Consider the following 26,965-nt stretch of genomic DNA (forward strand, 5'->3'; position numbering starts at 1 on the left):
CGTTATCTGCTCTGCTCTCTATCAGCGTGAACCCGTTAACTTCCACACCTTCACTTTATAAAGCACCGTTTACGTTCTGAATCTCAGTATCTCGCCCGGCTACTGCTTAATCGCGGAAAAAATGCCGGTGGCGGCAGAGCCTGAGGCGCCGCCGGCTCAGCGTTCAGCATGCTTAAGAACGCCCCGGCCCAGTGATGATTGTTGTGCATATGCAGGCCTTTCATCAGACGTGCATGCAGACTTCGCCGTTCGTGTAACGGCATCTGCAGGGCGCGATGCACCGCACTGGCCATGGCGTCAGGATCATAAGGATTGACGATGATGGCTCCCTCCATCTGCTCGGCTGCACCGGCAAACTGCGAGAGGATAAGCACGCCAGGATTTTTCGGGTCCTGCAGGGCGACATACATTTTCGCCATCAGACTCATACCCGCCATTAATGGCGTTACCAGCGCAACGCGTGAGGCTCGATAGATACCAGCCTGCTCTTCCCGGCTATAAGCATGAGTGAGATAGTTCACCGGATACCAGTTCATTGTGCCATGTACGCCATTCAGCTCACCGCACAGTGCTTCCAGCGCATGACCGAGTTCAGATGCATCATGCGCGTGTCCGGCTGCCGGAGGTGCCAGCTGCAATAGCGTGATATTTTTCTGATAGCAATCATGTCTTATTAACAGTACCTCCAGGGTACTGATGCGGTAAGGCAGCCCCGAACTCTCATCAAGATGGCCGCCGCTAAGCACGGTATTTTCTGGCAGACTTTCGCGGCACTGCATTTCCATGTAAGCACAGCTGTTGCTCTCGCGCAGACATTGCACATCATCAAGATCAATCCCGACCGGAAATACACCCACTCTTATTATCCGGCCATTAATCCGAAAACGTTGTGCCTCCAGTCGCTCCAGTCTGAATTCGCTCTCCAGCCAGACCAGGAAGTTATTCATATCCTGTACCGTCTGGAAGCCAATCAGGTCACAACAGAGTAATGAGTCAGTGAACCAGCGCCATTCGGGAATCGTTTCAAACATCCTGCCAGCCGGGAAAGGCTGATGCAGAAAAATACCCACTGAGTTGGTCAGCCCTTCTTCACGAATATAGGAAGCACAGCCAAGCAGATGATAATCCTGAATCCAGATAACATCGTCGGGTGTGGCATTTTCGCAAATGGCGCGCGCATAGGCTTTATTAATATTTTTATATTCCTGATAGCCACTGGTAGAAAATCGGGCCATGTCAGGGCGCTGGTGAAAAACAGGCCAGAGTCCTTTGTGAATATAGTTGTGGTAACCCTCATTCAGCTCGCCCGGCGTATAGGAGAAGGTCACGGTTTCATACTGGCCAGCCTGCTGCACTAAGTAGGGTCTTGACGCGTCGCTGGGTATCATTTTGCTCTCACCATCCCAGCTAATCCACAGCCCGCCCTGACGGGAAAGTATGCCTTCATAAACGGCAGTAAGCGTCGAACGTTGACATTGATTATGAGAAACAAGGATAAGGCCTGACATGGTGTGTTCCTTAAGAACCCGCTGCGAGAAGGCAACATTGCCTGGCAGTGAGCCGCTATTAATCGGAGGTCGGATAATAAACTGGAGAAAACCGCTCATTTGCGTGCGCCCGGGCTTAGTGCCTGCTGGCGCTTTTGGCGCAAATCGGGTCGTATCCCCCTTCGTGCAGCGTCTTCACGTAGACACCGGGCAGCGAGGGAAAAGAGATAAATCCGTTACGCTCGAAGAAATCCGGTACAGGCTCACCCATTGCAATGATGCTCCGGCAGCCCCTGGCGCCAGGATGAGACAGACAGCAGTGCAGCAGCCATGAGCCGAGCCCGATAAAACGATATTCCGGCGAGATGAACAGGTTCCGGATTACCCAGGTCTCCGCCATATCGGTCACGACGCGGGCAAAACCGATTTGTCGGCCATTGCGGTAAAGTCCAAAACAGAGGCTATTGTTCAGCGCCAGAGTCAGAGAGCGGGTGTCCGGTATCGATTCACCCAGCCACTGAGAGATCAGGCGATAGTTCAGCAGTGCCGGATCGGTACTGGCCTCGATGGCATCTCTGAACCATTTGCGGGGCGAAACAAGGCGAAGGCGCTGTTGCTCAGCAAGTTCAGTGACTGCAGCATCGCTGCACCCTGGTATGGACCAGGGTTTGTTAATGCATTTCATCCACGGCTTCCTTGAACATAGGCGCATCAGCGCCCGGTGCCGTTAATTAAACCGATCGGCCTGTAAAAAAGGCGTAAAAAGAGGCAGATGAAACGTAAAAACGCTGCAAAACATCCGCCGCCCTGGCATCGCCGGACGGGGAAGGTGCAATAAGTCAGCGAGTTGAATACAGAGAATGTACGCAGTGATAAGTCAAGAAGAGTGGCCTGCCCGGGTCCACTCGCTCCCAAAGCGGGTTTACTAAACGCGTGGCAGGGCCATATTTACTGCAGAAATGAAGAAATTAAAAAATCTCTTTTAAATCAGAACCGAGCCATCATTGTCTGGAATGATACGCCGTTGAAAAACTTAACCTCTCCCACTCTCTTAAATCCCAGTTTTTCATAGAAGGGAACGGCGAAGAGTGAGGACCGTACACTGATTTCTGATCGCAGCATGGGCGCTACCTGCTGCCAGAGTGCCCTTGCCACCCCTTGACGGTGAAACTTTGGATGCACAAAAAAGTATTTCACTAGATTGCCTTCGAAAAGGGTGAGTACGCCTGTTACCTCACCTCTTTCCACGGCAATCAGCCAGAGATAGTCATCTGCAACGATCAACGGTTTAAGCACATCGGGTTTTATGCTCTCGATAAACCAGTGCGGACAGGGCTCTGCCTCTGAAAAGTTACACTTTATCGACACACTGTGTATCAGCTCATTGATGCCTGTCGCATCAGACTCAATGGCCGCTCTGATTTCCATTCTTTTGTCCTCCCCCTGATGTTGTGAATGTAAAGAAATGGCGGTTTGCCATTCGGATTGCCACCCACTCACCCTGTCTCCTGAATTCCGGCTGAACCTGCGCCATTGACTATCAGAGCAACGTCACTTTGCCCTGGAAAATCACCGGCCCGGATGGCCCGCTGAGTTTAGAACCCCCCACAGGCTCCAGACTCACCGCCAGCACCGTCTGATTGTTTAACTCGCCTGGTGCTAATCGGAAAGCGTTACTGTCGGTGTGATTGATCAGTCCCAACGATCGCGGCGCAGCACTGCCCCTGATCAGCCAAAGTTGCAGGGCTTTATTCTCTGGCAGCGTGATGTTTAGCGCCGAGACCTGAATGCGTGACGCTGACTTATCCAGACTCACCACAAACTGTGCGTTGGGCTGCGCGCCACTGAGTACCGCAATGGGCTGCAGGGAATGCGGGGTATCCGGCTTAATCACCTGGGTGTAAAGGAGGAGGCCCGCCATTGCCGCCGCCAGACTCCAGCCGAGCCAGAAGCCAGGTTGCCTGCGGACTGATATCGTGCCAGAGGCGTCAGCGTTCCGGTTAAGGTCCTGCCTGATCAGCGGCCAGACCGTAGCGGGAGGAATAACGTCGTGGGTGAGCAAATCGATGCCGCTAAACGCTTTCTGCCAGCGCAGCACTTCTGCAGCAAAGAGTGAATCGTCATTGAGACGTTTATCAAGCCGATGGCGTGTCACATCGTCGGTAAGACCCAGCACATATTCCGCCGCAGTGAGATCATTGTGTTCCTGAGCAGTCATAGGCCTATGCACTCCCGAAGATGGATTAACGCGCGACGGATCCAGCTTTTAACCGTACCCTCAGGCTGACTCATGGAGAGCGCAATCTCACTCTGCGACAGGCCACGATAATAAGCGAGCGAAATACTTTGTCGCTGTTCTGAAGGTAAGTGCGCCATACAATGTTGAAGACGACGCGCCTCTGCAGGACTGTCATCCGCGGGAAGTAACGCCTGAAAACCCGCTTCCGCTTCGCTGATTTCTTCCAGTGAACAGCATCGGTTCTCATGTTTTCGCAGGAAATCAATCGCCCGATTTCTGGCTATGTGGCTAAGCCAGATGTGCGGCTCACTGCGCGCATCATCGTAATAGTTTGCCGACTGCCAGATGTGGATAAACGTGTCGTGCAGGATCTCTTCTGCCCAGTCCCGGCGCCTGACCATCCGCAGGATGATCCCATAAAGTCGGGGCGACAGGACGCGGTAAAGCTGCTCAAGAGCAGCTTTATCACCGCCGGCTATCTGGTTCATTAAGTCGGCCTGAATGTGGGGCACATTTTTTGTCATCGGCTTCCCTGTAAAAGGTGTGGCCACGCAATCAGTGGCCACACACAGTATAGGTAACGCTTTATGGCATCAGTACAGTATCGATAACGTCGATGACACCGTTACTCTGGTTCACATCATAGGTGGTGATATTAGCAATATTGCCCTGAGCATCTTTAAGCTGAATGTTATGTGGGCCGTTGGACATCACCCAGAGTGATTCGCCATTAACTGTTTTCAGCTCGGCTTTACCGCCACCAGCTTTGATTTTTTTCTCCAGCGCTTTCATGTCCATTTTTCCTGCGACCACGTGATAGGTCAGCACGCTGGTCAGTTTTTGTTTATTTTCGGGCTTCAGCAGGGAGTCGACGGTACCCTTCGGCAATTTTTCAAACGCCGCATTAGTGGGTGCAAATACGGTAAAAGGCCCCTTGCCTTCAAGCGTCGGAACCAGCCCGGCGGCTTTGACGGCGGCCACCAGCGTGGTGTGATCTTTGGAGTTAATTGCGTTCTCAACAATATTTTTTGACGGGTACATGGCCGCTCCACCGACCATCACCGTGTCGCTGTCCATACTCGCCGCGAAAGTGGCGCCGCTGAAGACTAATGCAGATAAAAGCAGAGTTGGCAGGAATGGCTTCATTTTCACTTCCCTCATTCAGTTTGCGGACAGGGCCGAAGTGCCCTTATCTGTTAATACGAATGAGGGAGGGAAACGGATGCAAAAAATTTTACTTTTTTTGAGCTGCCTGTTCAGGCCCCGCTGCCGGGGCCTGAACAGATGTCACTCACTGTTTGTCATAAGTCCATTCGGACCTGAGTAGTTACCTGTCTGCTCAGATGCGGAAGGCGTTAACGGCTTCACGTAAAGAGTGCGCCTGAACTGAGAGAGACTGCGATGCAGAAGAGGATTCTTCCACCAGCGCCGCATTATTCTGCGTCACACCATCCATCTGGTTTACCGCAATGCTGACCTGAGAAATACCCTGCATCTGTTCAGCCGAGGCGAGCGAGATGTTATCCATTGCCACAGCCAGTTTTCCGACCATAGCGTTGATATCCAGAATACTCTTGCCGGTTCCGGTTGCAACGACAACACCACTTTCAACCTGCGCCACAGCCTCTTCAATCAGATGTTTAATATCCCGGGCAGCCGTCGCGCTGCGCTGCGCCAGCGTCCTGACTTCACCGGCGACCTTTTCTGTTTGATGAAATGCCGGAATATCGCGCGAGTACAGCAATTCGTTCATTGTCAGGCACCGATGCACAGTGTGTTATTAATCTGACCACGCAGGCTGGCATTCTCATCGTCAGTAAAATCTCCCAGCAGGTTAATGCTATTAACAAAGCATTTATCTATGGTGAAAAAGGCTACATTGAAATACCCGACTACTGGAAAGCCAGACGGGCGACCGTGCATTATTCCATCGGCGAAACAGAAGAGCTGCATTTTCCCTGCGATTTTGAGCTTGTTTATGAAGTTCAGCATATACATGCGTGCCTGGACAGTAACAGGCTGACCAGTCCGGTCATGCGTGCTGACATTACAATAGATACAGTCTCTATGCTGGAATCGATACATAAAGAGTGGTCTTAATGACATAAAGTATCGCTGTGGTTTTATACGATGAAAACAGTGCGCATCTTCCTCCCATTGATGAAAGCTGAGAATAAAGATGCGTCCTGGAATCTATTTCGCCGTTCTGTTCCAGGGCATTTTTTGCAACAACGTTGCCATCCCGCAAAAACCCGTCACGCCAGAGAAAATTAAACCGGCACCTATCACTCCTGAGAGCAAAAATAATCGGCTATCGAGGGTATATCCAGATACAACACCCAGCAGAACCAGTGAACCCGCCGTAATATGAACCTGTCTTATGACAGGCAACGGTTGTTTTTTATCTTCGACGGTCGGGAACGTGGCACTTTTCCACGCATTAATGCCTCCGGACATCAGGAAGACGTTTTCAGAGGTTGCCGCTTTTATAAGTACATCAGCGTTACTGGTGGTTCTCATCCCTGCCTGACAGTGAAAAATCACAGGAAGGGAGCCTGCGTTATCGACGCATTTACCCGCGGTGATGTCGGAAAGTGGCAGTGAGACCGCCTCCGGAATGTGTTCTCTGAGATAATCTGCACGTTCGCGGATATCAATCAGCACGGCTCCTTGCGCAATCAGCTCACTGGCTTGCAACGGCGATATCGATTCAGACTTCATTTTAAATCCTCCGGGCAATAGATATCTTTTAGTGTGGAGACAACTTTTTTAACCGCATCGTCTTTTATGAAATAGTTCACCCGCTGAGCCACCTTTGAAGACTCAATCAGACCATCTTCTTTCATTTTCGCCAGGTGCTGAGAGGTGGCAGAAGGTGTCAGCCCACTTTGCTGGGCCAACTCCCCTGACGAGGTGCCGGGTTTTTCAATAAGGATGCAGAGGATTAAAAGGCGATTGCTGTTACTCATCGACTTCAGCAACGTTGTCGCCAGCGAAGCGCTTTCCTGCAACCGAACAAGCTGACTGTTTTTCATGTTTACTATTTTAGGATTCTCTAAATTAAGTAAATACTAAAATACAAGCAGGCGGGATGCAATGACTAATTTTGCCGATGACTGTTGAAGAGGCCTGACGGTAAGCACACAGCCTGCAACTGAATCGTCCGGCATCAGAAATGCACGGTCAGAAAAAGCCTTTACCGCCAGATCACGGACAAATTTATCGTTCTGATACCCCAGCATTAATCACATGTGATCTATCACCACTAAAGTAACGTACGACATTATCAAAGGCCGTTTTGAAGTAGAGCGCATAGCTGGCCTTCTCGACATAGCCCAGATGTGGCGTGCACAGCACATTTGGCATCTGCAGGTAAGGATGTTGCGCGTCGTACAACGGTTCATCGTCGTAAACATCCAGTGCCGCAAATCCGGGGCGCCCCAGTTTCAGGGCGTTTAACAATGCGCCTTTCGAAACGAGTTCAGCACGGCTGGTATTCACAAATAACGCATCCGTTTTCATCAGTGCAAGATCGGCCGCCGTGATATTACCTTCCGTCGACGCGACCAGCCTTTGATGTACGGTTACCACATCGCTGGTGGCGAAAAACTGCGCCCGACTCTCCGGCACTATCCATCCGTCAGTACGGGCTTCTTCCTGTGCGCGAAGACTTCCCCATACCTGCACTCTCATCCCAAAAACGGCTGCAAAGGAAGCGAGACGTTTTCCTATTTTCCCATAGCCAAGAATGCCGATGAGCTGATTATTGACTGCAGAGCCTATTTCTGTTTGCCATCGTCCTTCGGCCATTGCATTCACCGAAGAGACTAATTTTCTGCGTGATGCCATGATCAGCAGCCAGGTTAATTCTGCAGGCGCGACCGGGGAACCGGTCCCTTCTACAATTGCCACACCCGCCCTTGTACAGGCCTCAACATCGACATTCCTCGCCAGCTTACCCGTCTGGCTGATTAATTTAAGACGCGGTGTGCGTCGCAGAAAGGCTGCATCAACCACTGTTCTTTCCCTGATGAGTATCAATGCCTCTGCTGCAGAGAGATGGTGATCAGCCATTGAATCTTTAGTAAGGTCTCCCAGAGCCGAGCAGAGGTATTTGTCGTTTTGCTGAAGAAAGTCACACTGCTGAGTAGCGAGCTGATAATCGTCTGGAATCACTATATGAATGGCCATCAATCATCCTATTTGTGGAGTATTTTCGAAGTGCATTAACTTTAATCAAATAACGTTATGTCATACTAACGGCTTCCAGACTTTGTGCCATAGCGGATATTTAATTACATGATATGTGAGTTATTTCTGCAGGCAAGCAGATCCGTTTACCCTCATCGCGGGGCTTCCCGCATACCCTCTCAGGAACATTTCAGAACACTCGCTTTTCGAATCCGCGAGGGTTCAATGTTGTGTCCAGGGCTTATTGCATGTGGAGACGAGATTCCGTCAATGGAAGCGAAGTCATTACAGGATGTAAAGGAGGGATTGTGTCAACATCTTACAATCAGAAGGTAATGAAAAGTGAGGCTTAGCCGATAATGACAGACATCTGGAACGTGAACTTACGTCGTCAGTTATAATTTGAAAATGATAACATCAGAATATCAACCCGTTAATAATGTTAAGCAGGATTGAACATACCACTCTTATTAAACATACATTATTTAATGTGGTCAGACTGATAATTCAAAAATTGAAATGGATGCTCTCATTTTTGTTCAATTTTCATTGTTTAGAATGTATATAGTTTTTTAACCGGCTGAAAATTATGGATTTACAGGAATAAAATGAAACCTGTTGTGAAAAATGACGAGCCGCGTGAAGTTTTGCTACGGCGTATTAACAGCGGTGAGTTTCACCCGTTTTTTCAGCCTATCGTCTCACTGGAAGACCTGCGCGTGATGGGTTTTGAAATGCTCGCACGCCACATTTCCCCGCAAGGAACCGTTACGCCACCAGCAGACTTCATTCCTGCTATGGAACAAAACGGTCTGCTGGACGAGCTGATGCTCAGCCTGATAGCGCAAGGTTTCAAAACGGCAGCTGCATGGCCGGAACAGCAATTTCTGTCGATGAATGTGTCACCCTCTCAGCTCAATGGCAGAGACCTGGCTGAAATGATCAGTCAAACTGCTAATCGATTTCAGTTTGATCTGACAAGATTAAAGATTGAGATAACCGAAACTGCCCTGTTAGATGACATCATAACAGCCCGTGCAGAGGTTGAGGCCTTGTCTGATATGGGCTGTACGATTGCGATGGATGACTTTGGGACAGGCTATTCCAGTCTTTCCTGGTTAATTCAATTACCCGTCAATACTCTTAAAATTGATAGCAGCTTTATTCGCTCCATGCTGGAAAAAAAGGATAGCCGAAAAATTATCTCCAGCGTAGTTGGGCTAGGCCAAAGCCTTGATATGGATGTGATCGCCGAAGGGGTTGAAACGGATGAACAGGCTGAAATGTTACGTGGAATTGGATGCCTGTATGCGCAGGGCTATCTGTTCGGCAAGCCGGTGACCGCGGCAGAAAGCCACCTGATGCTCGCCAGGGCGCCCGAAAAAGGTTTTCTTCGCCGGGTTGTGCGTCTTTCTCTTGACCAGCGGGCGCATCAGATATCATCAATGTACGCAGTTCCTGGTACCTCCATCTGCTTTCTTAACCCGGAGTTGATGATTGTTGATGCAAGCGACACCTTTGCTGAAAGGCTTGGCTGGGCCCCACAGGATGTTATTCACAAATACATTTATGAGGTGATACCCTCTCAGGCGGACAAGTTGCTCTGGCTGCAGGAATTCCGAATAAAAGGGCTACCCTACCCGCCATATGAAGTCGTACTGCCCGACGGTTCATCCGATCTTGTCATGGTTACGCGTGTTGAAGATGAAGCAAAGGACCTGTTAGGCTTCTGCGTTTTCGGTGTCAAACTAACGGGTCGTCACGGCAATGAAGCAAAATAGATTGCTGTCAGAATTACGAATCAGACAGCACTCATCACCTCATTTCACCCTACTGCACTGCAATACAGCATAAAGGGATGTCCCTGGCTGTATCCGCCTCTAATCTTGCCGTTGAACATTTTTTCCACCAGACACTGACTTCACGTTCAACAAAACTGTAGCCTTACGGTTCATTCCTGAACTGACGTTGTTCCTTCCCGCCAGTTTCAGGTAAGTACTTTAACCGCCAGAAAGAAATTTCAGGTCAAAGGAGGCCGGGATTGACGCGGACCATTTCAGTGGTGCCTTATGATGAAAAATGGCCGGGAGCATTCGAGGCTGAGCGTCTGGTGATACAGGCCTTATTAGGGGAAGTTGCAGTGAATATTCATCACATTGGCAGCACTTCTGTTTCGGGTCTGGCAGCAAAGCCCGTGATCGACATACTGCTGGAAGTCTCTGATATTAACCAGCTGGATGAGTGTACCTCTGCCATGAGCAGCATCGGGTACAGTGCCAGAGGTGAAAACGGCATTCCGGGACGCCGATATTTCACTAAAGGTGTCCATCTGCGTAGCCATCAGGTGCATGCATTTTCAACCGGGGATGAGCAAATACGTCGTCACCTGGCTTTTCGGGATTATCTCAGAAAAAACAGTGACATTGCTAAAGCCTATGCGGAGATTAAGTCTACTGCCGTATTGCTCTGCAATAATAATGCGCAACGATATAGCGCGCTCAAAGCCGGGTTTATTGAGCATCATCTGCAACTCGCGCTGATTGACCACACTCGTTAAGTTCAGGATTCAGTGGAGTGTCATCATGGCTGAATCTTTTCAGGGGCGTGTAAAATTCCAGTCATCCCGGCTCAGGGTAAAAAGCATGCTTGCCGCCGCATCTGGCACATCATAGACATCGCGAATATGCCGAAGTCCGGCGTTAATCAAAACCTTTTGTGACGCCAGATGGTTTGCTCTCACCACTGCAGAGATTTCCGTGAGTTTTAACTCACTAAACCCATATCTGACTGCATATCGGGCAAACTCTGTCGCCAGCCCTTTCCCCCAGGATTCCGTCGAGAATCGATACCCCAGATTATTGATCGTGATATCGGCGAAGTTTCGGATGCTCAGCCCTCCGAAGCCTATGATTCTGTCAGGATCATCCCGAAGCGAAATAGCCCAATTGCCGAAACCCTGTGTTTCCCAGTGGCTTATTGAGCGAGACAAGACATCCCGTGCATGTTCAATATTCGGGTAAGGACCGGCTGGATTAAACACGTTCGTCGCAGGGTCACCATAAATCCTGAAAAGGTCGCCTGCATCTGCTTCGCTGACTGGACGAAGGGCTAACCGCATGACGTCTGGCTGCAAAAGAACCTCCTGTGTTCGGTAAAGAAACGGGCACAACTGATAATAAACACAGTAAAAGGTGCCGGTCACCCAGTCAATACGTCACCTGAACAACGTTGTGATAACGTGATAGCCGTTATTTCATCGTGCTTACGTCCCGGTAAGTCAAATTAACAGACGCCGCTACTGTTCACTATTAATCCTCTTTTTACCATCCGGACTTGTTTTAAGATCGCCGGCGATTAATGACTTAACTCAATCTAAAAAATATGACTAATCGGGCTGAAGATATCGTGATTTTTGTCGAAAACATAATGAGAAAATAAAAACATAAAGGGAGGAGTAATAGAAGATATTGCTCCTGCATGTTCATCACGCTCTCTGGCAAGCCAGCCGGGCTTAACGCTCCTGCCTGTTTCCCAGAGCAATGCACTTTAAGTAGTCTGGCAGCACTGGAACAACGATGAACCGATATATTTCAGGAAGCAGAGACGTCCGGAACGTGACCTGTAACATGATGAAGAGCCCACAAAGACGTGACGTCCCGACGGCGTCTGTTTTCACTACTGCGGGAAATGAAAAATGAGCATCGTTTATATACCTGCCCTCATTCCCTTACTGATGAAAAAAGAGAATGAGAAAGGAAGCCCACTGACAGAGGATGAAGTCCGCCACGTCCGGGATAACGCCACGTTTATCGAAGTGCCGCGTGATGTTGCTTTCACGATGGCCGAATGCCGGGGCTATTTTGATATCAATCCTGAGCATTGCTGGTCACAATGGTGCTCCTATCGGCGTGAGAATCTGTTGCCTGCTGCTGGCAACGTGTAACTGCATCGCAGTTCGACATCTGTTTACCGTTTTTAGCAGTCGGTCTCCGGCCGCATAGCGTAATTGTTCAACAGAATGACGCATCCGTCCGAGGCGGACCTGGGCCTCGACCGCCAGGCTTTCAGGTTGCTTTGGGTTTCACCCACCTCGCAAAGGCTTTCCCGTGCAGCGGTCTGGCTGATCAGTCGTAAACTGAGTGTTGAACACAAGGCGACTTTCGCGTCTGATTCATCAGATGGGCTGCAAGCTGAGAGGGTATAACGTTGTAGTCGTCCTTAAAAGATCAGGCTCATCCGACATACCCTTGTGATATTCTCTGCACTCTGGCGAAACCTGTCCTGTATATTATTCGCTGCGGAGGCATGATGACAGACTCAGATTCCATCAAATTAGCTATGCTGTTTCTTATTGCCTTCTGGATATATTACCTGAAAATTACACGCAGCTTTTCAGGACGATTTATCTATTTTGATAAAAGAAAAAAAGATGTCTCATTACGCCTGTCAGTTTTTGGCACACCAGGAGACACGTCCGATCTTAGCGACGTTATTATTTCACTTAAAAAGTGTTTACAGGATCTTGAAAATAAAAATTATCACAGCGTGATATTTGAATCGCATCTCATTACTGCAGAGATGATAGAATCTATTCAGCGCTTTACACAGGAACAGGGTTATTCATTTCAGAACGTCATGTTCTGCTACACCTCAAAATGGCAACGCGTAGTCATTCCACTTAAAACGGCCCTCTGCCGTTTCAACCTGAAATTTGCTAATCCGACAACCACAACATTCACTGTCGTACTTAATCGAAGCCCAGCTTCCGGCTTTGATAATATTTATATCGGTAAGTGACATTATTCCTGATACAGCATGTGAGAGCGTAGTCTGGGTTTCAGAAGCGTAACACGTAAACAGATCAGCATTGAATCCAGTGCGTTACACTCCGGATAGCTCTCATCCTTTACTGCGGAGCAAAATGGATTGTCATACTGTCCTTCTGGAATGGGCGGCCCACGGGGAAAGTATTGTTATCTACTGCCTGATTAATGGCTTCAGTAGCCGCAACGCACAGATCCGGATCGCCGCCCACAACATTTATCTTTACCGAATGATCACGTTGCGCCAGCTTAATTCTTACGTCACATGTTTTACCGCGATAAGTATCTGCATCGAAGAAGCGATGCTGTATTGATGTTGAGGCCTGGCATATCCAAAGCATCGCCTCGCGTTGTTGCGTTTGCTGAGGTGTCTGAGCTTCACACTGTGATTTAATCTCTGATGCGTCTGGAGACTTAATTCCCTTATGATTGATAGGGTTTGTCCGTGTATTGCATCCGGAAAGGACCAGTGCGAATGTTAAAACAACAATTTTTTTCATCATGGCTTCCCTGTCGATTTTCCTGATTTGTAGCATGAATAGTGCAATTGAGTAGCCACCGCCAATAGACTCTCTTCAAAGCAAATACCACGATCTCCACACCGGCAACCCGACAAAGTCTATAAAACTTGTACGGAAATTCATACAGCCATTCACGCCCTCTTTGCAAATCACATCCGCTACCGTTACTCTATACGAAACGTATACACTTCATATAAGGCTTGTATGGGTATCGTAAAAATTTCCGACCTGATGCATGAGAATCTCCGCATCGCCAGCCAGGCGATGAGCCGCTCGATCAATGCCCAGGCAGAACACTGGCTTAAGCTTGGCATGCTGGCTGAACTCTATCCGCAGCAGACTCAACACCAACTGGCGCAAATGCTGATCCGGCTTGAACTGGAAGGCAGCGCTGATATTCGCAGTATGCTCCCAAAAGAGAGCCTCATCCCACAAGGAGACGTGTCATGAACACCGTTAAAATACATACCGCAGCGGAAATTGAAATGGCGCGCGCAGCCGGACAGGCTGCTGCTCAGGTACTGGCGATGATCACGCCTCATGTGCGTCCCGGTATCACCACGGAAGAACTGGATGATATCTGCCACGACTTCATTGTGAATGAACTTAAGGTCACACCCGCGAACATTGGCTATCACGGCTATACCCGCACCACCTGCACATCGGTTAATCATGTGGTATGCCACGGTATTCCGGCCAGTAAGACGCTTAAGGATGGCGATATTGTGAATATCGATGTGGCGGTCATCAAAGATGGCTGGTACGGCGATACCAGCCGCATGTACTTTGTCGGCACCCCATCAGTCCGGGCCAAACGTCTGGTTGAGATCACCTATCAGTCGATGGTTGCGGGTATTAAAACAGTTCGTCCTGGCGCGACGCTAGGTGATGTGGGTGCAGCAATTCAGCGTGTTGCGGAAGCCGCAGGTTTCTCGGTGGTGCGTGAATATTGCGGTCACGGCGTCGGGGAGATTTACCACACCGATCCGCAGGTGTTGCACTACGGCACACCCGGTGAAGGGATGCCATTGAAAGCTGGCATGATTTTCACCATTGAACCGATGATCAACGCCGGTAAAGCAGGCACCAGCGTGCTGTCAGATGGATGGACGGTGGTCACGAAAGATCGCTCGCTTTCCGCGCAATGGGAACACACCGTCGCAGTGACTGAAGAAGGTTTTGATCTGCTGACGCCGTGGCCTGAAGGCACCGGCGACTATCCCGCAATTTAATCCCCCTGCCTGAGACACTGTCTCAGGCAGTGTTCTCTATCTGCTTCTGACTTCATCCAGCGTTTCCAGCGTGCCCGAATGCCAGACCTGTATGTTATTGCGACCGGCGCGCTTAACCTGATAAAGCGCTTCATCAGCGCATCTCAGCCATTGATGGATTGATTCCGCATCACTTGCCGGTGCAATTCCAATACTCACCGAGCACTGAAAAGTGGGAGACGCTGGCAGCCGCAGCAGCGCAATGCCCTGTTTAATCTGCTCTGCCAGCAGCGTAATGCTGGCTTCGTCTGCATCCCGCACAATGACGCATAACTCATCACCCCCGAAACGGGCAGGAATATCTTTCAGTCCGACGCTATTACGAAGCAGTGCCGAGATTTCTGCCAGTAGAAAGTCACCAGCCTCATGCCCAAAGGTGTCATTCACCTGCTTGAAATGATCAACGTCCAGCAGCATTAGCCAGGCTTTACCCTCACCTCGCTGGGTGCGCAAAAACTCACTTTCCAGACGCTGCTCAAACAGACGTCGATTTGGGATTTTCAGCCCGGGATCCATCAGTGCAATACGTTCCAGCTCGCGGTTCTTTTTGCGCAGACTCAGGGTCAGATTATGTGACACCACGCTGAGTGCCAGCAGATATCCGCTGGCCAGCGGCAAGGTCAGCCAGACGGTACGGGTACTGAAATTAAGCAGAATGGGCGCCTTTTCCACCAGCCAGGCCAGCATGAAGGTAAACAGAAAAGCCTTTATTGCGGATTTCAGCTGAACCCAGCCCCCAGCCGAATAGCGATCGGAGATCAGCACCGCCATGATAATAATTGAGGGCAACGGGCTTAGCGCCATGTTTGCAACCCAGAATCCGCCAAAGGCGGCATCCAGCGTTAAACTTTTGCGTTCAAATCCAGTGGGGTCGCGGGATCGCAACGCCAGTCGGTACGCTGCATAAGGCCAGACAAACGCATTAGTAAACAACAAGGCGCAGAGTTGCGGGCACATTCCCATCTCCATCAGGACAGAAAGAATGGGCAGAAAACAGAGAAAGGTACCAAGCTGGCGCATCATAAACATTCGCCGGACAAATCGCGTCGAACGTCGCTTCAGTTGTACATCATCGGGGGTGTAATAATTCATACGCGCACTGAAGCAGTTACAGGTCAGGTAAGTTTATCGGTAAATGAAGAAAAATTGTGAATTATTTGCAGATTATTCTTATTGCTTGTACGCGAGTTAATTAAAAGGTGTAATTAACTTACGGGACTGGAAACAGCGGTGAGAGATTGCCACGCGTCGTGAATAACGCGCGGCATCTCTGATGCAGATTATCTGCGGCCTTTAACGATTGAGGCAGACCAGTTGAAATCGCTGACTTCACTGGCGGTCAATGAAGAGGGCTTCTTTTTACGAAGCGGCTTTTTCTGCGCTTTTAGCGCCAGCGCTTTTTCCTTCTCCAGTTTACTGGTCATGACGATCTGACGTGCTTCACTATTAAATTCTTTTTCTTTCTTACTATCAGGCTCTTTACCGGTTCGTTGACGGTACTTCTCTGCCAGTCCGTTGTAGGTTTGCTCGACGGCCAGACGTTCATCAGCGTTGAACTGATCAATGGAAATCATCTTCTTATCGTTCATAGCGGCATGTCCTGTGGCGAGTTATTCAGGCAAGTGTACCGCATTTGCCGTTCGTGAATGCAGGGAATGGCATTAATCCGTCGACGTGATAGTTTCATGAGCCTTCCGGCAGGACAAATACGCCTGATCCTATTTGTAAGCCTGACTCAATCAGGTTTCTTTCTTAATATTAAACTAATGTTCATCAGGTTTAATGGTAGTGACCACGTACCGCCAGAGAGCAGAACCAATGATAAGAGAGACCGATCGCCTGTCACAGGCATTATTACGGCGGCATGGGATTGGCATTAAACAGAAACGCATACACTTCAGAGGCAGAGATCTGCTGTTTCAGTTGCACAACGCCCGCTATGATGTTTTCAATGGTGACCGCTGGATTGCGACTGTAGAAACTAACAATATCAACGAAGCCATTAAGCAGTTTAAAGCGCTGGATAACCCTGATGAGAAATAATCCCGCCTGATTCATGACCTGTTTCAGAGGGATAACGCCGTCAGAACCGTCTGCGTTGTGGTGCAGGATAATCAGGATGCTCGAAGTTTCGAGGGTCTGTAAGAAGGTATATGGCGTGCAGCACCCGATAACGCCATTGCAGCCCTGCTGCACGATCAGCCGATGCGGCTTGAAAATGAATGCCGCACAATCGTTTGCAACGAAATCAATGGAAAGCAGCCTGTTGCGTCTGTCTACCCGGTAAGCCGGAGAGTGTTCATCCGGTTCAACGCCAAATTTAGTGTTAATTCAACCGGTGCTGATTAGAATAAAGCAAACTCCCCGAACACAGGTTTCTGATGAAAATCACCATTCACAAAGAAGATGAGCTGTTTATGCAAAACTTCTTTGATGCACCCTGCCACACTCTCGAAACAGAATCGCCGCAGGCTCAAAAAATTCAGCAATCTCTTCAGCTGGCCATTCAGCAAAAAGGTGCAGAGGCCGATGGCGACTGGAAGCGTAGCCTGACGTTTCTGCTGCTGTTTCTCTTTCTGTATGCTGCGCTGGGTGCTTCACTGACGCTTGATCTCAGCGCCCCGGGCACGGGCCATAAAAGTATTGCCTATGCGCTGGAAGCGATTCCGGTACTCATCGCCTTCTCCGGTTTCTTCATCTCTATTCTCTATCTTTTCCTGACTCGCGCCAGTGCGCGTAAACAGCGTAATTGGGAAAAGACGATTCTGGTGCTGGAGAAATACGCCATCGGAAACCTGTTCAAGGTGACACACACCCAGGATGGCGGAACCAGCAATTACTCCGTGCCTAACCTCTCCATTTCGCTGGCGATGTTTATCTGTGTAACCTGGCTGGTGATTTATAACTATCTTACATTCACCACCAGCGGTGTATTCGGTAGTGTGATTTCGCTGTTCATCAGCACCATGGTGTATGTGATTCTGGATATTCAGTTGCTTAAGCCTTTCATCCATGTGATGGATAAAGATGAATCAGAAAAGGGTGACGCGGATAAAGAACAGGATTAACCAGGATCATCGGCGGTATCAGGATACCCGGCCACAGTGAGCCGGGTATTTTTTTGTCACAATCTGGCCATTGTTACTGGCAGGCCCATTTTTGCAGCGAATTCAATGAAACGCGAAACGAACACAATAATTGTATGTTGTAACTATATGACGGCCTTATTATACCCCACTTAGCGCTGACAAATCTCCGCCAGAAAGCCCGCTTTGATAGCGGGCCTGCCGTCATTACCAGTGAGTTTTCTGCATATCGATAACGAAACGGTATTTCACGTCACCAATCAGCATACGTTCAAAGGCTTTTTCAACGTCGTCACCGGTGATCATCTCAACGTCAGCCGTGATGTTGTGCTGACCGCAGAAGTCGAGCATCTGCTGCGTCTCCTTAATGCTGCCAATTGAGGTGCCGCTAATACTCAGGCGGCGAAACACCATTGGGGTGACATTCGGTGACTTATGCGGTTGATCGGGGATGCCGACCAGCACCAGCTGACCATTGGTTTTCAGCGCATTGAGGTAAGGATCGAGATCATGAGCCGCAGCCACACAGTCCAGAATGATATCCAGGGAGGCCTGACACGCTGCCATTTGTGCCGCGTCTCGCGAGATGACCACGTTTTTAGCACCCAGACGGCGCGCATCCGCCCCTTTTGCAGGAGAAGTGGTAAACAGAGTGACTTCTGCACCCAATGCGCTGGCGAGCTTAACCGCCATGTGTCCCAGTCCGCCAAGGCCGATAACACCTACGCGGTCGCCTGCTTTAACATTAAAATGCTGCAACGGTGACCAGACAGTCACACCTGCACACAACAGCGGTGCCACAGCGCTCAGCGCCAGATTGTTGGGTACCGTCACCACAAAATGCTGGTCGGCAATGACATGCTGCGCATACCCGCCAAAGGTGGTATTGCCAGTATATTTGTCGGTGCCGTTATAGGTTGGCGTGAAGCCCGCCTCGCAATATTGCTCTTCCTGCTGGCAAAAATGGCATTCACGGCATGAATCGACCATAACACCCACACCCACCGTATCTCCGACAGAAAAGCGTGTGACATTGTCACCTTTATCCACCACGCGTCCCACAATCTCATGACCGGGAACCAGTGGATAGCGGCTCACGCCCCATTCATTCCGTGCCATATGAAGGTCAGAATGACAGACGCCACAATACAGGATTTCGATTTTGACATCGTCAGCCTGCACGTCACGTAACTCAATCTGACCCGCCTTTAACGGTTGATCTGACTGGGTGGCTACCAGCGCGTTAATTTTCATCTGTTGCCTCTTCTCATCTGATGGTCGTAAAGAAAGCGGCCCACTATAGACATGCAGGAACCTGTTTGGTAGTAGTTACCTTTTGGTTACCATGAATGTGAGGAGAGACTGTGCCGGTCTGGGTTGAAGGAAAACTTTATTTTTATGCGGACTCACCACCACGTCGCCTGCTTGAGCTCTTTTCCGTGAAATGGAGCACGATGGTGCTGCATGCGCTTTATCACTTGCCGGAAAATCGGGCGCGCACAGGGGAACTGGAGCGCAGCCTGCAGGGAATTTCAAAGAAGATGCTGATTCAGACGCTGCGCGAGCTTGAGCAGCGCGGGCTGGTGTCGCGTCATGTCTGGCAGGTTGTCCCGCCGAAAGTGGAGTACAGCCTTACACCACTCGGCCATACCTTTGCAGAACCGATTGAGCAGATGTATGAATGGGGTCTGGAGAATCAGGCTGCGCTGGATGAAATGGAAAATCATGCGCGCAGCCATCAGGAGAGTGGCGGAGATGACCGCCAGTGATGCACGTTACGGATTAATCGAACGGGAATTCGCGCGCCAGCACGCGCGCAATCACATTTAGCGCGCCTTCGTCGTTGTTGCTCTGTGTCTGATAGTGCGCCACGGCGGCGACAGCCTCAGCAGCATTTGCCATCGAGAAGCTATAGCAGGCCTGACGCAGCATCTCAATGTCATTGGCGCTGTCACCAATCGCCAGCACTTCACAGTCACTGATGCCCCACTTTTCCTGTAGTAGCGCAATGCCGTGTGCTTTATGGCAACCGGGAATGATGAGATCGATAAAGCCAAAGCCGCTGGAGACCGGATGCATAATGTTTTCCAGCTCGCCAAGTGTGGCGTGCAGTCTTTGCAGCAGTGCATTTACGCCTTCGTGCTCCAGCTTCAGCGAGAACTTGAAAATGGTGTCGTCGATGGCATAAAGGTCATCACGCTTTTCGAGTCGGTGATAATGGTTTGCCAGTTGCGCCATCATCTCGTCTGAAGCGGATGCATGCACATACGCACCATTACGTCCGCAGACCACAACCGCGATGTCGGGTTCATGCGCCAGGATATCGAGGATCTTATGCACTTTCTCCTGCGCTAACTCGCCGCAGAAAATCTCTTCATTGCAGTCCGAAACCCACGCACCATTTTCTGCCACAAACGCGATTTCATCTTTAATGTCGGGAAAATAGCGCTGGAGCTGGTAGTACTGATTCCCGCTCGCCACCACAAAACGAATGCCCTTCTGCTTCAGCAGCGCATACTGACGTGAAAACCGCTGGACGTTGTACTGCTTATCATCGTCCAGAAAGGTGCCGTCCATATCCACCGCAATCATCTTAACCGCCATTTCGCCTGCCCCTTTACGTTCGCCGTTCTGTCCTTTCGGCTGATTGATTTGATTCATAAAGCTTACTCGCTGTGTGGATTAATGAGAATGCAAATAGTGACATTGCTAACGGATTTCAGAGCGTTCCGGTTCATCAGTTGTGTTAGCGCGCACGGTTTATGTCGTTAAAAGAATGTTAAGCTCAACGACAAATTACGAATGAAGATTATTTAAATTACATTCGAAACTCAACCATGACGATAAAGGAGCAGAATATGATCCGTGATGAAACCCTGGCTACCCCATTACCTGACGACGTCAAAACCGCTATCCGCAAAATGAAACAGCAGTTACGTCAACAAATCGGCGATGTTGATGCTCTGTTCAAACAGGTCTGCGACAACATCACCACTGCCATTGCGCAGGCAAAAACAGAGGAAGCGCAAACCGGCACGGCCTGGCCGGTCGTGCCAATGCAGGACATTACTGAAGGAAAGGTTTCAGATGAAACCCGGTTGCTGATTAAACGTCGCGGTTGTGTGGTGATTAAGCAGCATTTTGCACGAAATCAGGCTCTGGCCTGGGATAAGTCGATGCTCGACTATCTGGATCACAATCATTTTGATGAACAGTATCGTGGGCCCGGTGATGACTTTTTTGGCACCCTGGCTGCCTCCCGTCCTGAAATCTATCCCGTCTACTGGTCGCAGGCGCAAATGCAGGCGCGGCAGAGCCCGGCAATGGCAGAGGCACAATCTTTTCTTAACCGGCTATGGACGTTTAATTCCCAGGGCAAGCAGTGGTTTGATCCGGATGTCAGCGTTATCTATCCCGACCGCATCCGTCGTCGCTTGCCGGGTACAACCTCTAAAGGCCTGGGTGCCCACACCGATTCAGGAGCACTTGAACGCTGGTTGCTGCCCGCTTATCAGCAGGTTTTCAGTAAGCTGTTCCACGGTGAATTTGCCGCATACGATCCCTGGGACGCGGCTCACCGTACCGAAGTTAACGAATATGATCTGCCAGGCACCACCAAATGTTCTGTGTTTCGCACCTTTCAGGGCTGGACCGCGCTCTCCGATATGATCCCCGGCCAGGGCCTGTTGCATGTGGTGCCGGTGCCGCAGGCGATGGCTTACGTTTTGCTGCGTCCGCTGCTTTCGGATGTGCCTGAAGATGAGTTGTGCGGTGTGACGCCGGGTCGGGTATTGCCCGTGAATGAACAGTGGCATCCGCACCTGATTGCCGGGCTCTGTTCAATACCGGCTCTTGAGGCGGGTGATTCCGTGTGGTGGCACTGTGATGTGATTCACGCTGTTGCACCGGTTGAGAACCAACAAGGCTGGGGCAACGTGATGTATATCCCCGCAGCACCGATGTGTGAGAAAAACCGCGCTTATGCCCGTCGTGTTGCAGAGGCGCTGGAGCAGGGACGTTCACCGGCCGATTTCCCGCCTGAAGACTATGAAGCAGAATGGGAGCAACGTTTCATGCCGGAAGATCTCAACCTCAATGGCCGACGGTCTCTGAATTTAGCCTGACGCAACCCCGCGTCGCGCACCGGCGCGGGATAATCCCTGTTACACTGCCTCTTTTATTTAACGGCGAAGCGCGATTATGAACCCGCGACATCATCAGATCATTCAATTAGTTAATGACAGGGGCAGCGTAACTGTCAGTGAACTGGCGCAGCATACCGGAGTTTCGGAAGTGACGGTGCGCCAGGATCTGACACTGCTGGAACGTGATCGGCTGCTTCGCCGGGTTCATGGCTCTGCGCTGGCACTGGATAGCGATAACGTCGGCACCCGCATGAATACCCGTTATTCTACCAAGCAGGCGCTGGCACGACATGCGGCCAGCCTGGTGCAGGCGGGTGAGTCGGTTTTCATCGAAGGGGGCAGTACCAATGCGCTGCTGGCGCGGGCGCTGGCCGACCGTGCGGACCTTACGCTGATTACCGTCAGCCACTACATTGCCCAGCTTCTGCGGGAGGCTGCCTGTGAAGTGATTGTGCTTGGCGGATTATTGCAGAAAAGCAGTGAATCCGTTGTGGGTCCGCTGACGCGTTATTCCATTCAGCAGGTCCATTTTCACAAAGCGTTTGTTGGTGTGGATGGCTGGCATCCGGAGACGGGTTTCACCGGCCGCAATATGCTGCGCTGTGATGTGGTAGATGCAGTGCTGGCGAAAGGCGCTGAAAGCTATGCGCTGACTGACGCGTCTAAATTTGGTCAGATTCACCCCTATCCGCTCTCATCCGGCTTTCAGGTCGGGCATGTAATTACTGATGAGACACTGGATTCCGCGACGGTCGTGCAACTCAGCGAACAGGGGATCGAGGTGATACAGATCGCGACAGGTTAAGCCGACCAGGGGCCTTTAGTCACGGAGTCCCGCATCATCAGGCTGGCCGTGAAAGGCGCCTGAGTCTGCCAGTCCCCCCCGTCCAGCATGGTTACCAGCCGGTTGATCGTCTCGTCGATCATTTCTGTGACCGGTAGCTTCATACTCGATAATGACGGCGTGATATAGGGTGCCAGCGGGATATCATCAAAGCCTATTACCGAGACCTGATCGGGTACTGCAATGTTGCACTCGGTCAGGCGTTTGATTGCACCAATCGCCATCTCATCATTACTGGCCACCAGCGCAGTAAATGACACGTTGCGCTCAAGGAGCGTGTCGACGGCTGCCATACCGCTCTGCGCCGTCCATTTACCCGCCACAATATGGCGGTCGTCAGCGTTAAGGCCCTTTGCCGCCAGCGCAGCACGATAACCGTTAAGGCGCTCAACGCCGGTCGGGGAATCCTGCGAACCGGTAATAAATGCGATATCGCGGTGTCCCTGGTTCAGCAGATAGCCCACGGCCGTGGCACTGCTGGCGTGCTGATCGCTGTAAATGCAGTAGCTGTGGTTGACGCGGAGCCGCCGGTTAATAACCAGAATGGGCTGTTTGTGGCTGGAGATAATCGCATCCAGCGCGTCAATGCTGAGGAAGCGCGGATAGATGATGATGCCGTCACAGCGCAGATCGAGCAGAAACTGAATGGCCGCCTCTTCCTGCCTGGCGGTGTGCTTGCCGTCCGCCAGAATCAGCTGACGGCCCTGCTGCTCCATCATGCGTGCGGAGTGGGCCATTAACTCAGTAAAGTAGCTGCCGCTGTAAAGCGTGTTGGTGATGACCAGTCCGATTGTCTGAGACGTTTTTGTCGCCAGATTGCGGGCCAGCAAATTAGGCCGATACCCGGTTTCTGCAATCGCCTTCAACACCCTTTCACGTTTTTCCTGTCCGACGTAGCCATTACCGGAGAGCACACGTGACACTGTCGCTTTTGAAACGCCCGCCTTAATTGCTACTTCCTGAATCGTTGTCATTGTGATGCTCCTTTGCTACGTCGTCCTGCAGTCTACCTAAGCCTCTCAATATTGGAAATATTTACCCGGTATGTATACGCACATCATCAAATTTAGCAGGTGATGCACTTCACAAAATAGAAATCTGCCCGATTTATACTCTTGTCGCCGAACGTAAAGACCTTCATGATTTTGTGAAACCGGTTTCCTATTTGTCTGCTTGCAGGCATTAAAAACATAAAAATTTTGACCGATTTACCCTACAGAGAAGAGCGATCATGCCCATGAACTATGCCGAGGTGTCACGCGCCATTGTCGATGCGCTTGGCGGCCTCACCAATATCGAAGCCGTCACTCACTGCATGACCCGCCTGCGTTTTGTCCTGAAGGATCAAACACAGGTCGACTATCCACGTCTTAAAGCCATCACAGGTGTCATGGGCGTGGTACAAAACGATACCCAGTGCCAGGTGATCATCGGGAATAACGTATCGCAGGCTTACCAGGCGGTGCTGGAACTGGGATCGCCCGGCGCAGCTTCGACTGTGCTGGTGAAACGCAAAATTACCCTGAGAAGTATTGGCGCAGGCATTCTGGATGCGCTGGTGGGCACCATGTCGCCATTGATCCCAGCCATTATTGGTGGGTCCATGGTGAAACTGCTGGCGATGATTCTTGATATGGCGGGCGTGTTTGAAAAAGGTTCATCAACGCTGGTGATCCTCAACGTCATTGGCGACGGGGCATTCTTCTTCCTGCCGATCATGGTTGCCGCCTCAGCGGCGCTGAAGTTCAAAACTAATATGTCGCTGGCGATTGCCATTGCCGGCGTTCTGGTCCATCCCAATTTTGTTGAGCTGATGGCAAAAGCGGCGCAGGGCCAGCCGGTCGAGTTCGCTTTCATTCCGGTCACCGCGGTGAAATATACCTATACGGTGATCCCGGCGCTGGTGATGACGTGGATCCTGTCACACATTGAACGAGGCGTGGATCGCATCACCCCTGCGGTCACTAAAAACTTCCTGAAACCGATGCTGATTGTGCTGATTGCAGCACCCATTGCGATTGTGCTGATTGGCCCGATTGGTATCTGGATCGGCAGCGGCATCTCCGCGCTGGTCTACACCGTCCATGGCTACCTTGGCTGGCTTTCGGTTGCGATTATGGGCGCTCTCTGGCCGCTGCTGGTGATGACCGGTATGCACCGGGTTTTCACACCAACCATTATCCAGACCATTGCCGAAACCGGCAAAGAAGGCATGGTGATGCCGTCAGAGATCGGCGCCAACCTGTCGCTGGGCGGATCGTCGCTGGCGGTGGCGTTCCGCACTAAAAACCGTGAACTGCGCCAGACCGCACTGGCGGCAGCGGCATCAGCCATTATCGCAGGGATTTCAGAACCGGCGCTGTATGGCGTTGCAGTGCGCCTGAAACGCCCACTGATCGCCTGTCTGATCAGTGGTTTTATCTGTGGCGCGGTTGCGGGCATTGGCGGGCTGGCCAGCCACTCGATGGCCTCACCCGGCCTCTTTACCAGCGTACAGTTCTTCGATCCCACCAATCCCATGAGTATTGTCTGGGTCGGCGCGGTCATGGTGCTCTCGGTGGTGTTGTCATTCGTGCTGACGCTACTGTTAGGCTTCGAGGATATTCCTGAGACAGAACCCGAAAGCGCTGCGCAACCTGCGCCTGATACCGAACGCGCTAACGCGATCAATAGCCATTAGGAAAAGGGTCAGGCTGACCCAAAAAAGAGGATTGCATGTCTGATTCAAGGTTCCCGCAAGGGTTTTTATGGGGCGGCGCGCTGGCCGCTAACCAGAGTGAAGGTGGTTTTCGTGAGGGCGGAAAGGGCTTAACCACCGTCGATATGATCCCGCATGGCCCAAACCGGATGCCGGTTAAACTGGGTCTGGAAAAACGTTTTGCCCTGCGTGACGACGAGTTCTACCCCAGTCATGACGCTATCGATTTCTATCACCGCTATCCGGAAGATATTGCGCTGATGGCCGAAATGGGGTTCAGCGTGTTCCGCACCTCAATTGCCTGGAGCCGGCTCTATCCTAACGGTGACGAACTGACGCCTAATCCGGAAGGCATTGCGTTTTATCGTGCGGTCTTCGAAGAGTGCCGGAAATACAATATCGAACCGCTGGTCACGCTTTGCCATTTTGATGTCCCGATGCATCTGGTCACGGAATATGGCTCATGGCGCAATCGCAAAATGGTCGATTTTTTTGCCCGTTACGCACGAAGCTGTTTCGAGGCGTTTGATGGACTGGTGAAATACTGGCTGACCTTCAACGAGATCAATATCCTGCTGCACAGTCCGTTTTCCGGGGCTGGCCTGGTCTTTGAACCCGGCGAGAATAGAGACCAGGTAAAATATCAGGCGGCACATCATGAACTGGTTGCCAGCGCGCTGGTTACGCGAATCGCGCATGAAGTGAATCCGGTCAATCAGGTCGGCTGCATGCTGGCCGGCGGCAATTTCTATCCCTGGTCGAGCAAACCGGAAGATGTCTGGGCTGCACTGGAGAAAGACCGCGAAAACCTCTTTTTTATAGATGTGCAGGCGCGCGGTGCCTATCCGTCTTACGCTGCCCGCGTGTTCCATGAAAAAGGGGTGACGCTGGAGATCGCTGACGGTGATGCCGACATTCTGAAAAACAGCGTCGATTTTGTCTCATTCAGTTACTACGCCTCACGCTGCGCGTCGGCAGAGATGAACGAGCAGAACAGTAGCGCCGCCAACGTGGTGAAATCCCTGACCAATCCCCATGTGCCACGCAGTGACTGGGGCTGGGGCATCGATCCGCTGGGGTTACGTATCACGATGAACATGATGTATGACCGCTATCAGAAGCCTCTCTTCCTGGTGGAGAATGGCCTGGGCGCGCGCGATGAAGTCGACGCCAGTGGCGAGATTAATGACGATTACCGTATCAGCTATCTGCGTGAACATATCCGCGCGATGGGCGACGCCATTGAAGATGGTGTACCGGTGATGGGTTATACCAGCTGGGGCTGTATCGATCTGGTTGCCGCCTCGACCGGCGAAATGAGCAAGCGCTACGGTTTCGTCTACGTAGACCGCGACGATCTGGGTAACGGCACGCTGGCGCGTACGCGTAAAAAATCATTCTGGTGGTATAAGAAAGTGATTGCCAGTAATGGCGCAGATCTTGAGTGACACTGTCACTTAAAAAGCATATCTGAATGTACTGTTACTTAGCAGACGTGCCTGAGCATAACACTGACGCATGCGTTGTACTCAGGCACTAATTATCGTATAACGAATGTCTCCGAGGGGTGTCCTGTCATGGGCTGAGATGGCGAAAGCCGAACCCTTTGAACCTGATCTGGGTCATGCCAGCGAAGGGACGGGTCGGCAGATTTTCTGTC

General features: G+C 50.9%; 30 protein-coding genes, 1 pseudogene and 1 riboswitch. Of the genes and pseudogenes, 14 read left to right on the plus strand and 17 right to left on the minus strand.

Translation table 11 applies throughout. The features are described from left to right. Nucleotides 1-83 precede the first annotated feature (83 nt). The 7 genes and pseudogenes from Q7C21_RS02975 to Q7C21_RS03005 all read right to left on the minus strand — a co-directional run. Nucleotides 84-1,508: a trehalose-6-phosphate synthase gene (locus Q7C21_RS02975; RefSeq protein ID WP_375150363.1), complete on the minus strand. Its 1,425-nt coding sequence runs from the start codon at nucleotides 1,506-1,508 to the stop codon at nucleotides 84-86. Between the two features lie 115 nt (nucleotides 1,509-1,623). Then, a complete protein-coding gene (locus Q7C21_RS02980) occupies nucleotides 1,624-2,172 on the minus strand; it encodes a GNAT family N-acetyltransferase (RefSeq protein WP_337028605.1) in 549 nt (182 codons plus the stop codon). Nucleotides 2,173-2,474: 302 nt separating this feature from the next. Further along, nucleotides 2,475-2,987: a GNAT family N-acetyltransferase gene (locus tag Q7C21_RS02985; protein ID WP_375150364.1), complete on the minus strand. Its 513-nt coding sequence runs from the start codon at nucleotides 2,985-2,987 to the stop codon at nucleotides 2,475-2,477. 40 nt (nucleotides 2,988-3,027) lie between these two features. After that, the gene (locus tag Q7C21_RS02990) at nucleotides 3,028-3,705 is read right to left on the minus strand and encodes an anti-sigma factor domain-containing protein (protein ID WP_375150365.1); all 678 of its coding nucleotides are present in this window, start codon (nucleotides 3,703-3,705) and stop codon (nucleotides 3,028-3,030) included. Continuing rightward, nucleotides 3,702-4,250: a sigma-70 family RNA polymerase sigma factor gene (locus tag Q7C21_RS02995; protein WP_039661468.1), complete on the minus strand. Its 549-nt coding sequence runs from the start codon at nucleotides 4,248-4,250 to the stop codon at nucleotides 3,702-3,704. The genes Q7C21_RS02990 and Q7C21_RS02995 overlap by 4 nt, the downstream gene beginning before the upstream one ends. A 61-nt stretch (nucleotides 4,251-4,311) precedes the next feature. Next, complete coding sequence (locus tag Q7C21_RS03000) at nucleotides 4,312-4,872, minus strand: fasciclin domain-containing protein (protein ID WP_003854991.1); 561 nt, start codon at nucleotides 4,870-4,872, stop codon at nucleotides 4,312-4,314. A 193-nt stretch (nucleotides 4,873-5,065) separates the two neighbouring features. Continuing rightward, nucleotides 5,066-5,425 (minus strand): annotated as a pseudogene (locus tag Q7C21_RS03005) (methyl-accepting chemotaxis protein); the annotation flags it as partial. 53 nt (nucleotides 5,426-5,478) lie between these two features. Between Q7C21_RS03005 and Q7C21_RS03010 the strand changes: the two are divergent. Continuing rightward, on the plus strand, nucleotides 5,479-5,826 hold the full coding sequence (locus Q7C21_RS03010; protein WP_033742849.1) for a hypothetical protein: 348 nt from the start codon (nucleotides 5,479-5,481) through the stop codon (nucleotides 5,824-5,826). Nucleotides 5,827-5,919: 93 nt separating this feature from the next. Here Q7C21_RS03010 and Q7C21_RS03015 read toward each other — a convergent pair whose 3' ends face one another. From Q7C21_RS03015 to Q7C21_RS03025, 3 genes are all read right to left on the minus strand, one after another. Beyond that, nucleotides 5,920-6,447, minus strand: a complete 528-nt coding sequence (locus tag Q7C21_RS03015) for a rhodanese family protein (protein WP_375150366.1) — start codon at nucleotides 6,445-6,447, stop codon at nucleotides 5,920-5,922. Next, nucleotides 6,444-6,761, minus strand: a complete 318-nt coding sequence (locus tag Q7C21_RS03020; protein WP_003854984.1) for a helix-turn-helix transcriptional regulator — start codon at nucleotides 6,759-6,761, stop codon at nucleotides 6,444-6,446. The genes Q7C21_RS03015 and Q7C21_RS03020 overlap by 4 nt, the downstream gene beginning before the upstream one ends. 184 nt (nucleotides 6,762-6,945) lie before the next feature. Continuing rightward, the gene (locus Q7C21_RS03025; RefSeq protein WP_110411932.1) at nucleotides 6,946-7,917 is read right to left on the minus strand and encodes a D-2-hydroxyacid dehydrogenase family protein; all 972 of its coding nucleotides are present in this window, start codon (nucleotides 7,915-7,917) and stop codon (nucleotides 6,946-6,948) included. A 608-nt stretch (nucleotides 7,918-8,525) separates the two neighbouring features. Between Q7C21_RS03025 and Q7C21_RS03030 the strand changes: the two genes are divergently transcribed. Together Q7C21_RS03030 and Q7C21_RS03035 are read left to right on the plus strand one after the other, a co-directional pair. Beyond that, nucleotides 8,526-9,698, plus strand: a complete 1,173-nt coding sequence (locus tag Q7C21_RS03030) for an EAL domain-containing protein (protein ID WP_003854980.1) — start codon at nucleotides 8,526-8,528, stop codon at nucleotides 9,696-9,698. 260 nt (nucleotides 9,699-9,958) lie between these two features. Then, entirely contained in the window at nucleotides 9,959-10,474 is a 516-nt protein-coding gene (locus tag Q7C21_RS03035) for a GrpB family protein (protein WP_375150367.1), read from the plus strand. A 39-nt stretch (nucleotides 10,475-10,513) separates the two neighbouring features. Here the strand turns inward: Q7C21_RS03035 and Q7C21_RS03040 are convergent, their stop codons facing one another. Continuing rightward, nucleotides 10,514-11,035: a GNAT family N-acetyltransferase gene (locus tag Q7C21_RS03040; protein ID WP_375150472.1), complete on the minus strand. Its 522-nt coding sequence runs from the start codon at nucleotides 11,033-11,035 to the stop codon at nucleotides 10,514-10,516. Nucleotides 11,036-11,611: 576 nt separating this feature from the next. Here Q7C21_RS03040 and Q7C21_RS03045 point away from each other — a divergent pair. Both Q7C21_RS03045 and Q7C21_RS03050 read left to right on the plus strand, forming a co-directional pair. Next, a complete protein-coding gene (locus Q7C21_RS03045; protein WP_003854978.1) occupies nucleotides 11,612-11,860 on the plus strand; it encodes a hypothetical protein in 249 nt (82 codons plus the stop codon). Between the two features lie 362 nt (nucleotides 11,861-12,222). Next, nucleotides 12,223-12,714, plus strand: a complete 492-nt coding sequence (locus Q7C21_RS03050) for a hypothetical protein (protein ID WP_375150368.1) — start codon at nucleotides 12,223-12,225, stop codon at nucleotides 12,712-12,714. Between the two features lie 109 nt (nucleotides 12,715-12,823). On the opposite strand, the gene Q7C21_RS03055 is transcribed toward Q7C21_RS03050, so the two are convergent. Continuing rightward, nucleotides 12,824-13,243, minus strand: a complete 420-nt coding sequence (locus Q7C21_RS03055) for a cell envelope integrity TolA C-terminal domain-containing protein (RefSeq protein ID WP_316250744.1) — start codon at nucleotides 13,241-13,243, stop codon at nucleotides 12,824-12,826. Nucleotides 13,244-13,465: 222 nt separating this feature from the next. Between Q7C21_RS03055 and Q7C21_RS03060 the strand changes: the two genes are divergently transcribed. Then, nucleotides 13,466-13,711: a ParD-like family protein gene (locus tag Q7C21_RS03060; RefSeq protein WP_003854973.1), complete on the plus strand. Its 246-nt coding sequence runs from the start codon at nucleotides 13,466-13,468 to the stop codon at nucleotides 13,709-13,711. After that, entirely contained in the window at nucleotides 13,708-14,493 is a 786-nt protein-coding gene (map, locus tag Q7C21_RS03065) for a type I methionyl aminopeptidase (protein WP_003854972.1), read from the plus strand. The genes Q7C21_RS03060 and map overlap by 4 nt, the downstream gene beginning before the upstream one ends. Before the next feature lie 36 nt (nucleotides 14,494-14,529). Here the strand turns inward: map and Q7C21_RS03070 are convergent, their stop codons facing one another. Both Q7C21_RS03070 and Q7C21_RS03075 read right to left on the minus strand, forming a co-directional pair. Then, nucleotides 14,530-15,624, minus strand: a complete 1,095-nt coding sequence (locus tag Q7C21_RS03070; RefSeq protein WP_008924597.1) for a diguanylate cyclase — start codon at nucleotides 15,622-15,624, stop codon at nucleotides 14,530-14,532. 188 nt (nucleotides 15,625-15,812) lie between these two features. After that, nucleotides 15,813-16,121, minus strand: coding sequence for a hypothetical protein (locus Q7C21_RS03075; RefSeq protein WP_003854970.1), 309 nt, complete (start codon nucleotides 16,119-16,121; stop codon nucleotides 15,813-15,815). Nucleotides 16,122-16,350: 229 nt separating this feature from the next. Between Q7C21_RS03075 and Q7C21_RS03080 the strand changes: the two genes are divergently transcribed. Both Q7C21_RS03080 and Q7C21_RS03085 read left to right on the plus strand, forming a co-directional pair. Further along, nucleotides 16,351-16,575, plus strand: coding sequence for a hypothetical protein (locus tag Q7C21_RS03080; RefSeq protein WP_283543453.1), 225 nt, complete (start codon nucleotides 16,351-16,353; stop codon nucleotides 16,573-16,575). 338 nt (nucleotides 16,576-16,913) lie between these two features. Next, nucleotides 16,914-17,600 carry a hypothetical protein gene (locus tag Q7C21_RS03085; protein ID WP_375150369.1) on the plus strand — a complete coding sequence of 229 codons (687 nt, stop codon included), beginning with the start codon at nucleotides 16,914-16,916 and terminating at the stop codon, nucleotides 17,598-17,600. 225 nt (nucleotides 17,601-17,825) lie between these two features. Here the strand turns inward: Q7C21_RS03085 and Q7C21_RS03090 are convergent, their stop codons facing one another. After that, nucleotides 17,826-18,872 (minus strand): NAD(P)-dependent alcohol dehydrogenase, encoded by a 1,047-nt coding sequence (locus Q7C21_RS03090; RefSeq protein WP_375150370.1) that lies wholly within the window; start codon nucleotides 18,870-18,872, stop codon nucleotides 17,826-17,828. A gap of 110 nt (nucleotides 18,873-18,982) precedes the next feature. Here Q7C21_RS03090 and Q7C21_RS03095 point away from each other — a divergent pair, with 110 nt between their 5' ends. After that, complete coding sequence (locus Q7C21_RS03095) at nucleotides 18,983-19,387, plus strand: winged helix-turn-helix transcriptional regulator (RefSeq protein ID WP_375150371.1); 405 nt, start codon at nucleotides 18,983-18,985, stop codon at nucleotides 19,385-19,387. 13 nt (nucleotides 19,388-19,400) lie between these two features. Here Q7C21_RS03095 and Q7C21_RS03100 read toward each other — a convergent pair whose 3' ends face one another. Then, nucleotides 19,401-20,222: a Cof-type HAD-IIB family hydrolase gene (locus Q7C21_RS03100; protein WP_375150473.1), complete on the minus strand. Its 822-nt coding sequence runs from the start codon at nucleotides 20,220-20,222 to the stop codon at nucleotides 19,401-19,403. Between the two features lie 254 nt (nucleotides 20,223-20,476). Between Q7C21_RS03100 and Q7C21_RS03105 the strand changes: the two genes are divergently transcribed. After that, the gene (locus Q7C21_RS03105; RefSeq protein WP_375150372.1) at nucleotides 20,477-21,742 is read left to right on the plus strand and encodes a DUF1479 domain-containing protein; all 1,266 of its coding nucleotides are present in this window, start codon (nucleotides 20,477-20,479) and stop codon (nucleotides 21,740-21,742) included. Nucleotides 21,743-21,818: 76 nt separating this feature from the next. Then, nucleotides 21,819-22,568 carry a DNA-binding transcriptional regulator YciT gene (locus Q7C21_RS03110; protein WP_008924592.1) on the plus strand — a complete coding sequence of 250 codons (750 nt, stop codon included), beginning with the start codon at nucleotides 21,819-21,821 and terminating at the stop codon, nucleotides 22,566-22,568. On the opposite strand, the gene Q7C21_RS03115 is transcribed toward Q7C21_RS03110, so the two are convergent. Continuing rightward, nucleotides 22,565-23,581: a LacI family DNA-binding transcriptional regulator gene (locus Q7C21_RS03115; RefSeq protein WP_003854958.1), complete on the minus strand. Its 1,017-nt coding sequence runs from the start codon at nucleotides 23,579-23,581 to the stop codon at nucleotides 22,565-22,567. The two genes, Q7C21_RS03110 and Q7C21_RS03115, sit on opposite strands and share 4 nt — an antisense overlap. A 257-nt stretch (nucleotides 23,582-23,838) precedes the next feature. Between Q7C21_RS03115 and ascF the strand changes: the two genes are divergently transcribed. Then, nucleotides 23,839-25,287: a PTS cellobiose/arbutin/salicin transporter subunit IIBC gene (gene ascF / locus Q7C21_RS03120; protein ID WP_375150373.1), complete on the plus strand. Its 1,449-nt coding sequence runs from the start codon at nucleotides 23,839-23,841 to the stop codon at nucleotides 25,285-25,287. A gap of 35 nt (nucleotides 25,288-25,322) precedes the next feature. Further along, nucleotides 25,323-26,753, plus strand: coding sequence for a 6-phospho-beta-glucosidase (locus Q7C21_RS03125; protein WP_375150374.1), 1,431 nt, complete (start codon nucleotides 25,323-25,325; stop codon nucleotides 26,751-26,753). A gap of 105 nt (nucleotides 26,754-26,858) precedes the next feature. Beyond that, a riboswitch (TPP riboswitch) is annotated at nucleotides 26,859-26,961 on the plus strand. Nucleotides 26,962-26,965: the final 4 nt, after the last annotated feature.

Origin of the sequence: Pantoea sp. ANP04, from assembly GCF_041982285.1 — a bacterium.
GTDB lineage: Bacteria > Pseudomonadota > Gammaproteobacteria > Enterobacterales > Enterobacteriaceae > Pantoea > Pantoea eucalypti.

Excerpts from the sequence above, each read along its gene's own strand:
- Q7C21_RS03020 (WP_003854984.1), bottom strand. The coding sequence starts at position 6,761 with ATGAAAAACAGTCAGCTTGTTCGGTTGCAGGAAAGCGCTTCGCTGGCG.
- Q7C21_RS03060 (WP_003854973.1), top strand. The coding sequence starts at position 13,466 with ATGGGTATCGTAAAAATTTCCGACCTGATGCATGAGAATCTCCGCATC.
- Q7C21_RS03045 (WP_003854978.1), top strand. The coding sequence starts at position 11,612 with ATGAGCATCGTTTATATACCTGCCCTCATTCCCTTACTGATGAAAAAA.
- Q7C21_RS03080 (WP_283543453.1), top strand. The coding sequence starts at position 16,351 with ATGATAAGAGAGACCGATCGCCTGTCACAGGCATTATTACGGCGGCAT.
- Q7C21_RS03085 (WP_375150369.1), top strand. The coding sequence starts at position 16,914 with ATGAAAATCACCATTCACAAAGAAGATGAGCTGTTTATGCAAAACTTC.
- Q7C21_RS03070 (WP_008924597.1), bottom strand. The coding sequence starts at position 15,624 with ATGAATTATTACACCCCCGATGATGTACAACTGAAGCGACGTTCGACG.
- map (WP_003854972.1), top strand. The coding sequence starts at position 13,708 with ATGAACACCGTTAAAATACATACCGCAGCGGAAATTGAAATGGCGCGC.
- Q7C21_RS03105 (WP_375150372.1), top strand. The coding sequence starts at position 20,477 with ATGATCCGTGATGAAACCCTGGCTACCCCATTACCTGACGACGTCAAA.
- Q7C21_RS02995 (WP_039661468.1), bottom strand. The coding sequence starts at position 4,250 with ATGACAAAAAATGTGCCCCACATTCAGGCCGACTTAATGAACCAGATA.
- Q7C21_RS03050 (WP_375150368.1), top strand. The coding sequence starts at position 12,223 with ATGATGACAGACTCAGATTCCATCAAATTAGCTATGCTGTTTCTTATT.
- Q7C21_RS03090 (WP_375150370.1), bottom strand. The coding sequence starts at position 18,872 with ATGAAAATTAACGCGCTGGTAGCCACCCAGTCAGATCAACCGTTAAAG.
- Q7C21_RS03000 (WP_003854991.1), bottom strand. The coding sequence starts at position 4,872 with ATGAAGCCATTCCTGCCAACTCTGCTTTTATCTGCATTAGTCTTCAGC.
- Q7C21_RS03075 (WP_003854970.1), bottom strand. The coding sequence starts at position 16,121 with ATGAACGATAAGAAGATGATTTCCATTGATCAGTTCAACGCTGATGAA.
- Q7C21_RS02980 (WP_337028605.1), bottom strand. The coding sequence starts at position 2,172 with ATGAAATGCATTAACAAACCCTGGTCCATACCAGGGTGCAGCGATGCT.
- Q7C21_RS03055 (WP_316250744.1), bottom strand. The coding sequence starts at position 13,243 with ATGATGAAAAAAATTGTTGTTTTAACATTCGCACTGGTCCTTTCCGGA.
- Q7C21_RS03110 (WP_008924592.1), top strand. The coding sequence starts at position 21,819 with ATGAACCCGCGACATCATCAGATCATTCAATTAGTTAATGACAGGGGC.
- Q7C21_RS03125 (WP_375150374.1), top strand. The coding sequence starts at position 25,323 with ATGTCTGATTCAAGGTTCCCGCAAGGGTTTTTATGGGGCGGCGCGCTG.
- Q7C21_RS03040 (WP_375150472.1), bottom strand. The coding sequence starts at position 11,035 with ATGCGGTTAGCCCTTCGTCCAGTCAGCGAAGCAGATGCAGGCGACCTT.
- Q7C21_RS03115 (WP_003854958.1), bottom strand. The coding sequence starts at position 23,581 with ATGACAACGATTCAGGAAGTAGCAATTAAGGCGGGCGTTTCAAAAGCG.
- Q7C21_RS02975 (WP_375150363.1), bottom strand. The coding sequence starts at position 1,508 with ATGTCAGGCCTTATCCTTGTTTCTCATAATCAATGTCAACGTTCGACG.
- ascF (WP_375150373.1), top strand. The coding sequence starts at position 23,839 with ATGCCCATGAACTATGCCGAGGTGTCACGCGCCATTGTCGATGCGCTT.
- Q7C21_RS03100 (WP_375150473.1), bottom strand. The coding sequence starts at position 20,222 with ATGGCGGTTAAGATGATTGCGGTGGATATGGACGGCACCTTTCTGGAC.
- Q7C21_RS03015 (WP_375150366.1), bottom strand. The coding sequence starts at position 6,447 with ATGAAGTCTGAATCGATATCGCCGTTGCAAGCCAGTGAGCTGATTGCG.
- Q7C21_RS03030 (WP_003854980.1), top strand. The coding sequence starts at position 8,526 with ATGAAACCTGTTGTGAAAAATGACGAGCCGCGTGAAGTTTTGCTACGG.
- Q7C21_RS03025 (WP_110411932.1), bottom strand. The coding sequence starts at position 7,917 with ATGGCCATTCATATAGTGATTCCAGACGATTATCAGCTCGCTACTCAG.
- Q7C21_RS02990 (WP_375150365.1), bottom strand. The coding sequence starts at position 3,705 with ATGACTGCTCAGGAACACAATGATCTCACTGCGGCGGAATATGTGCTG.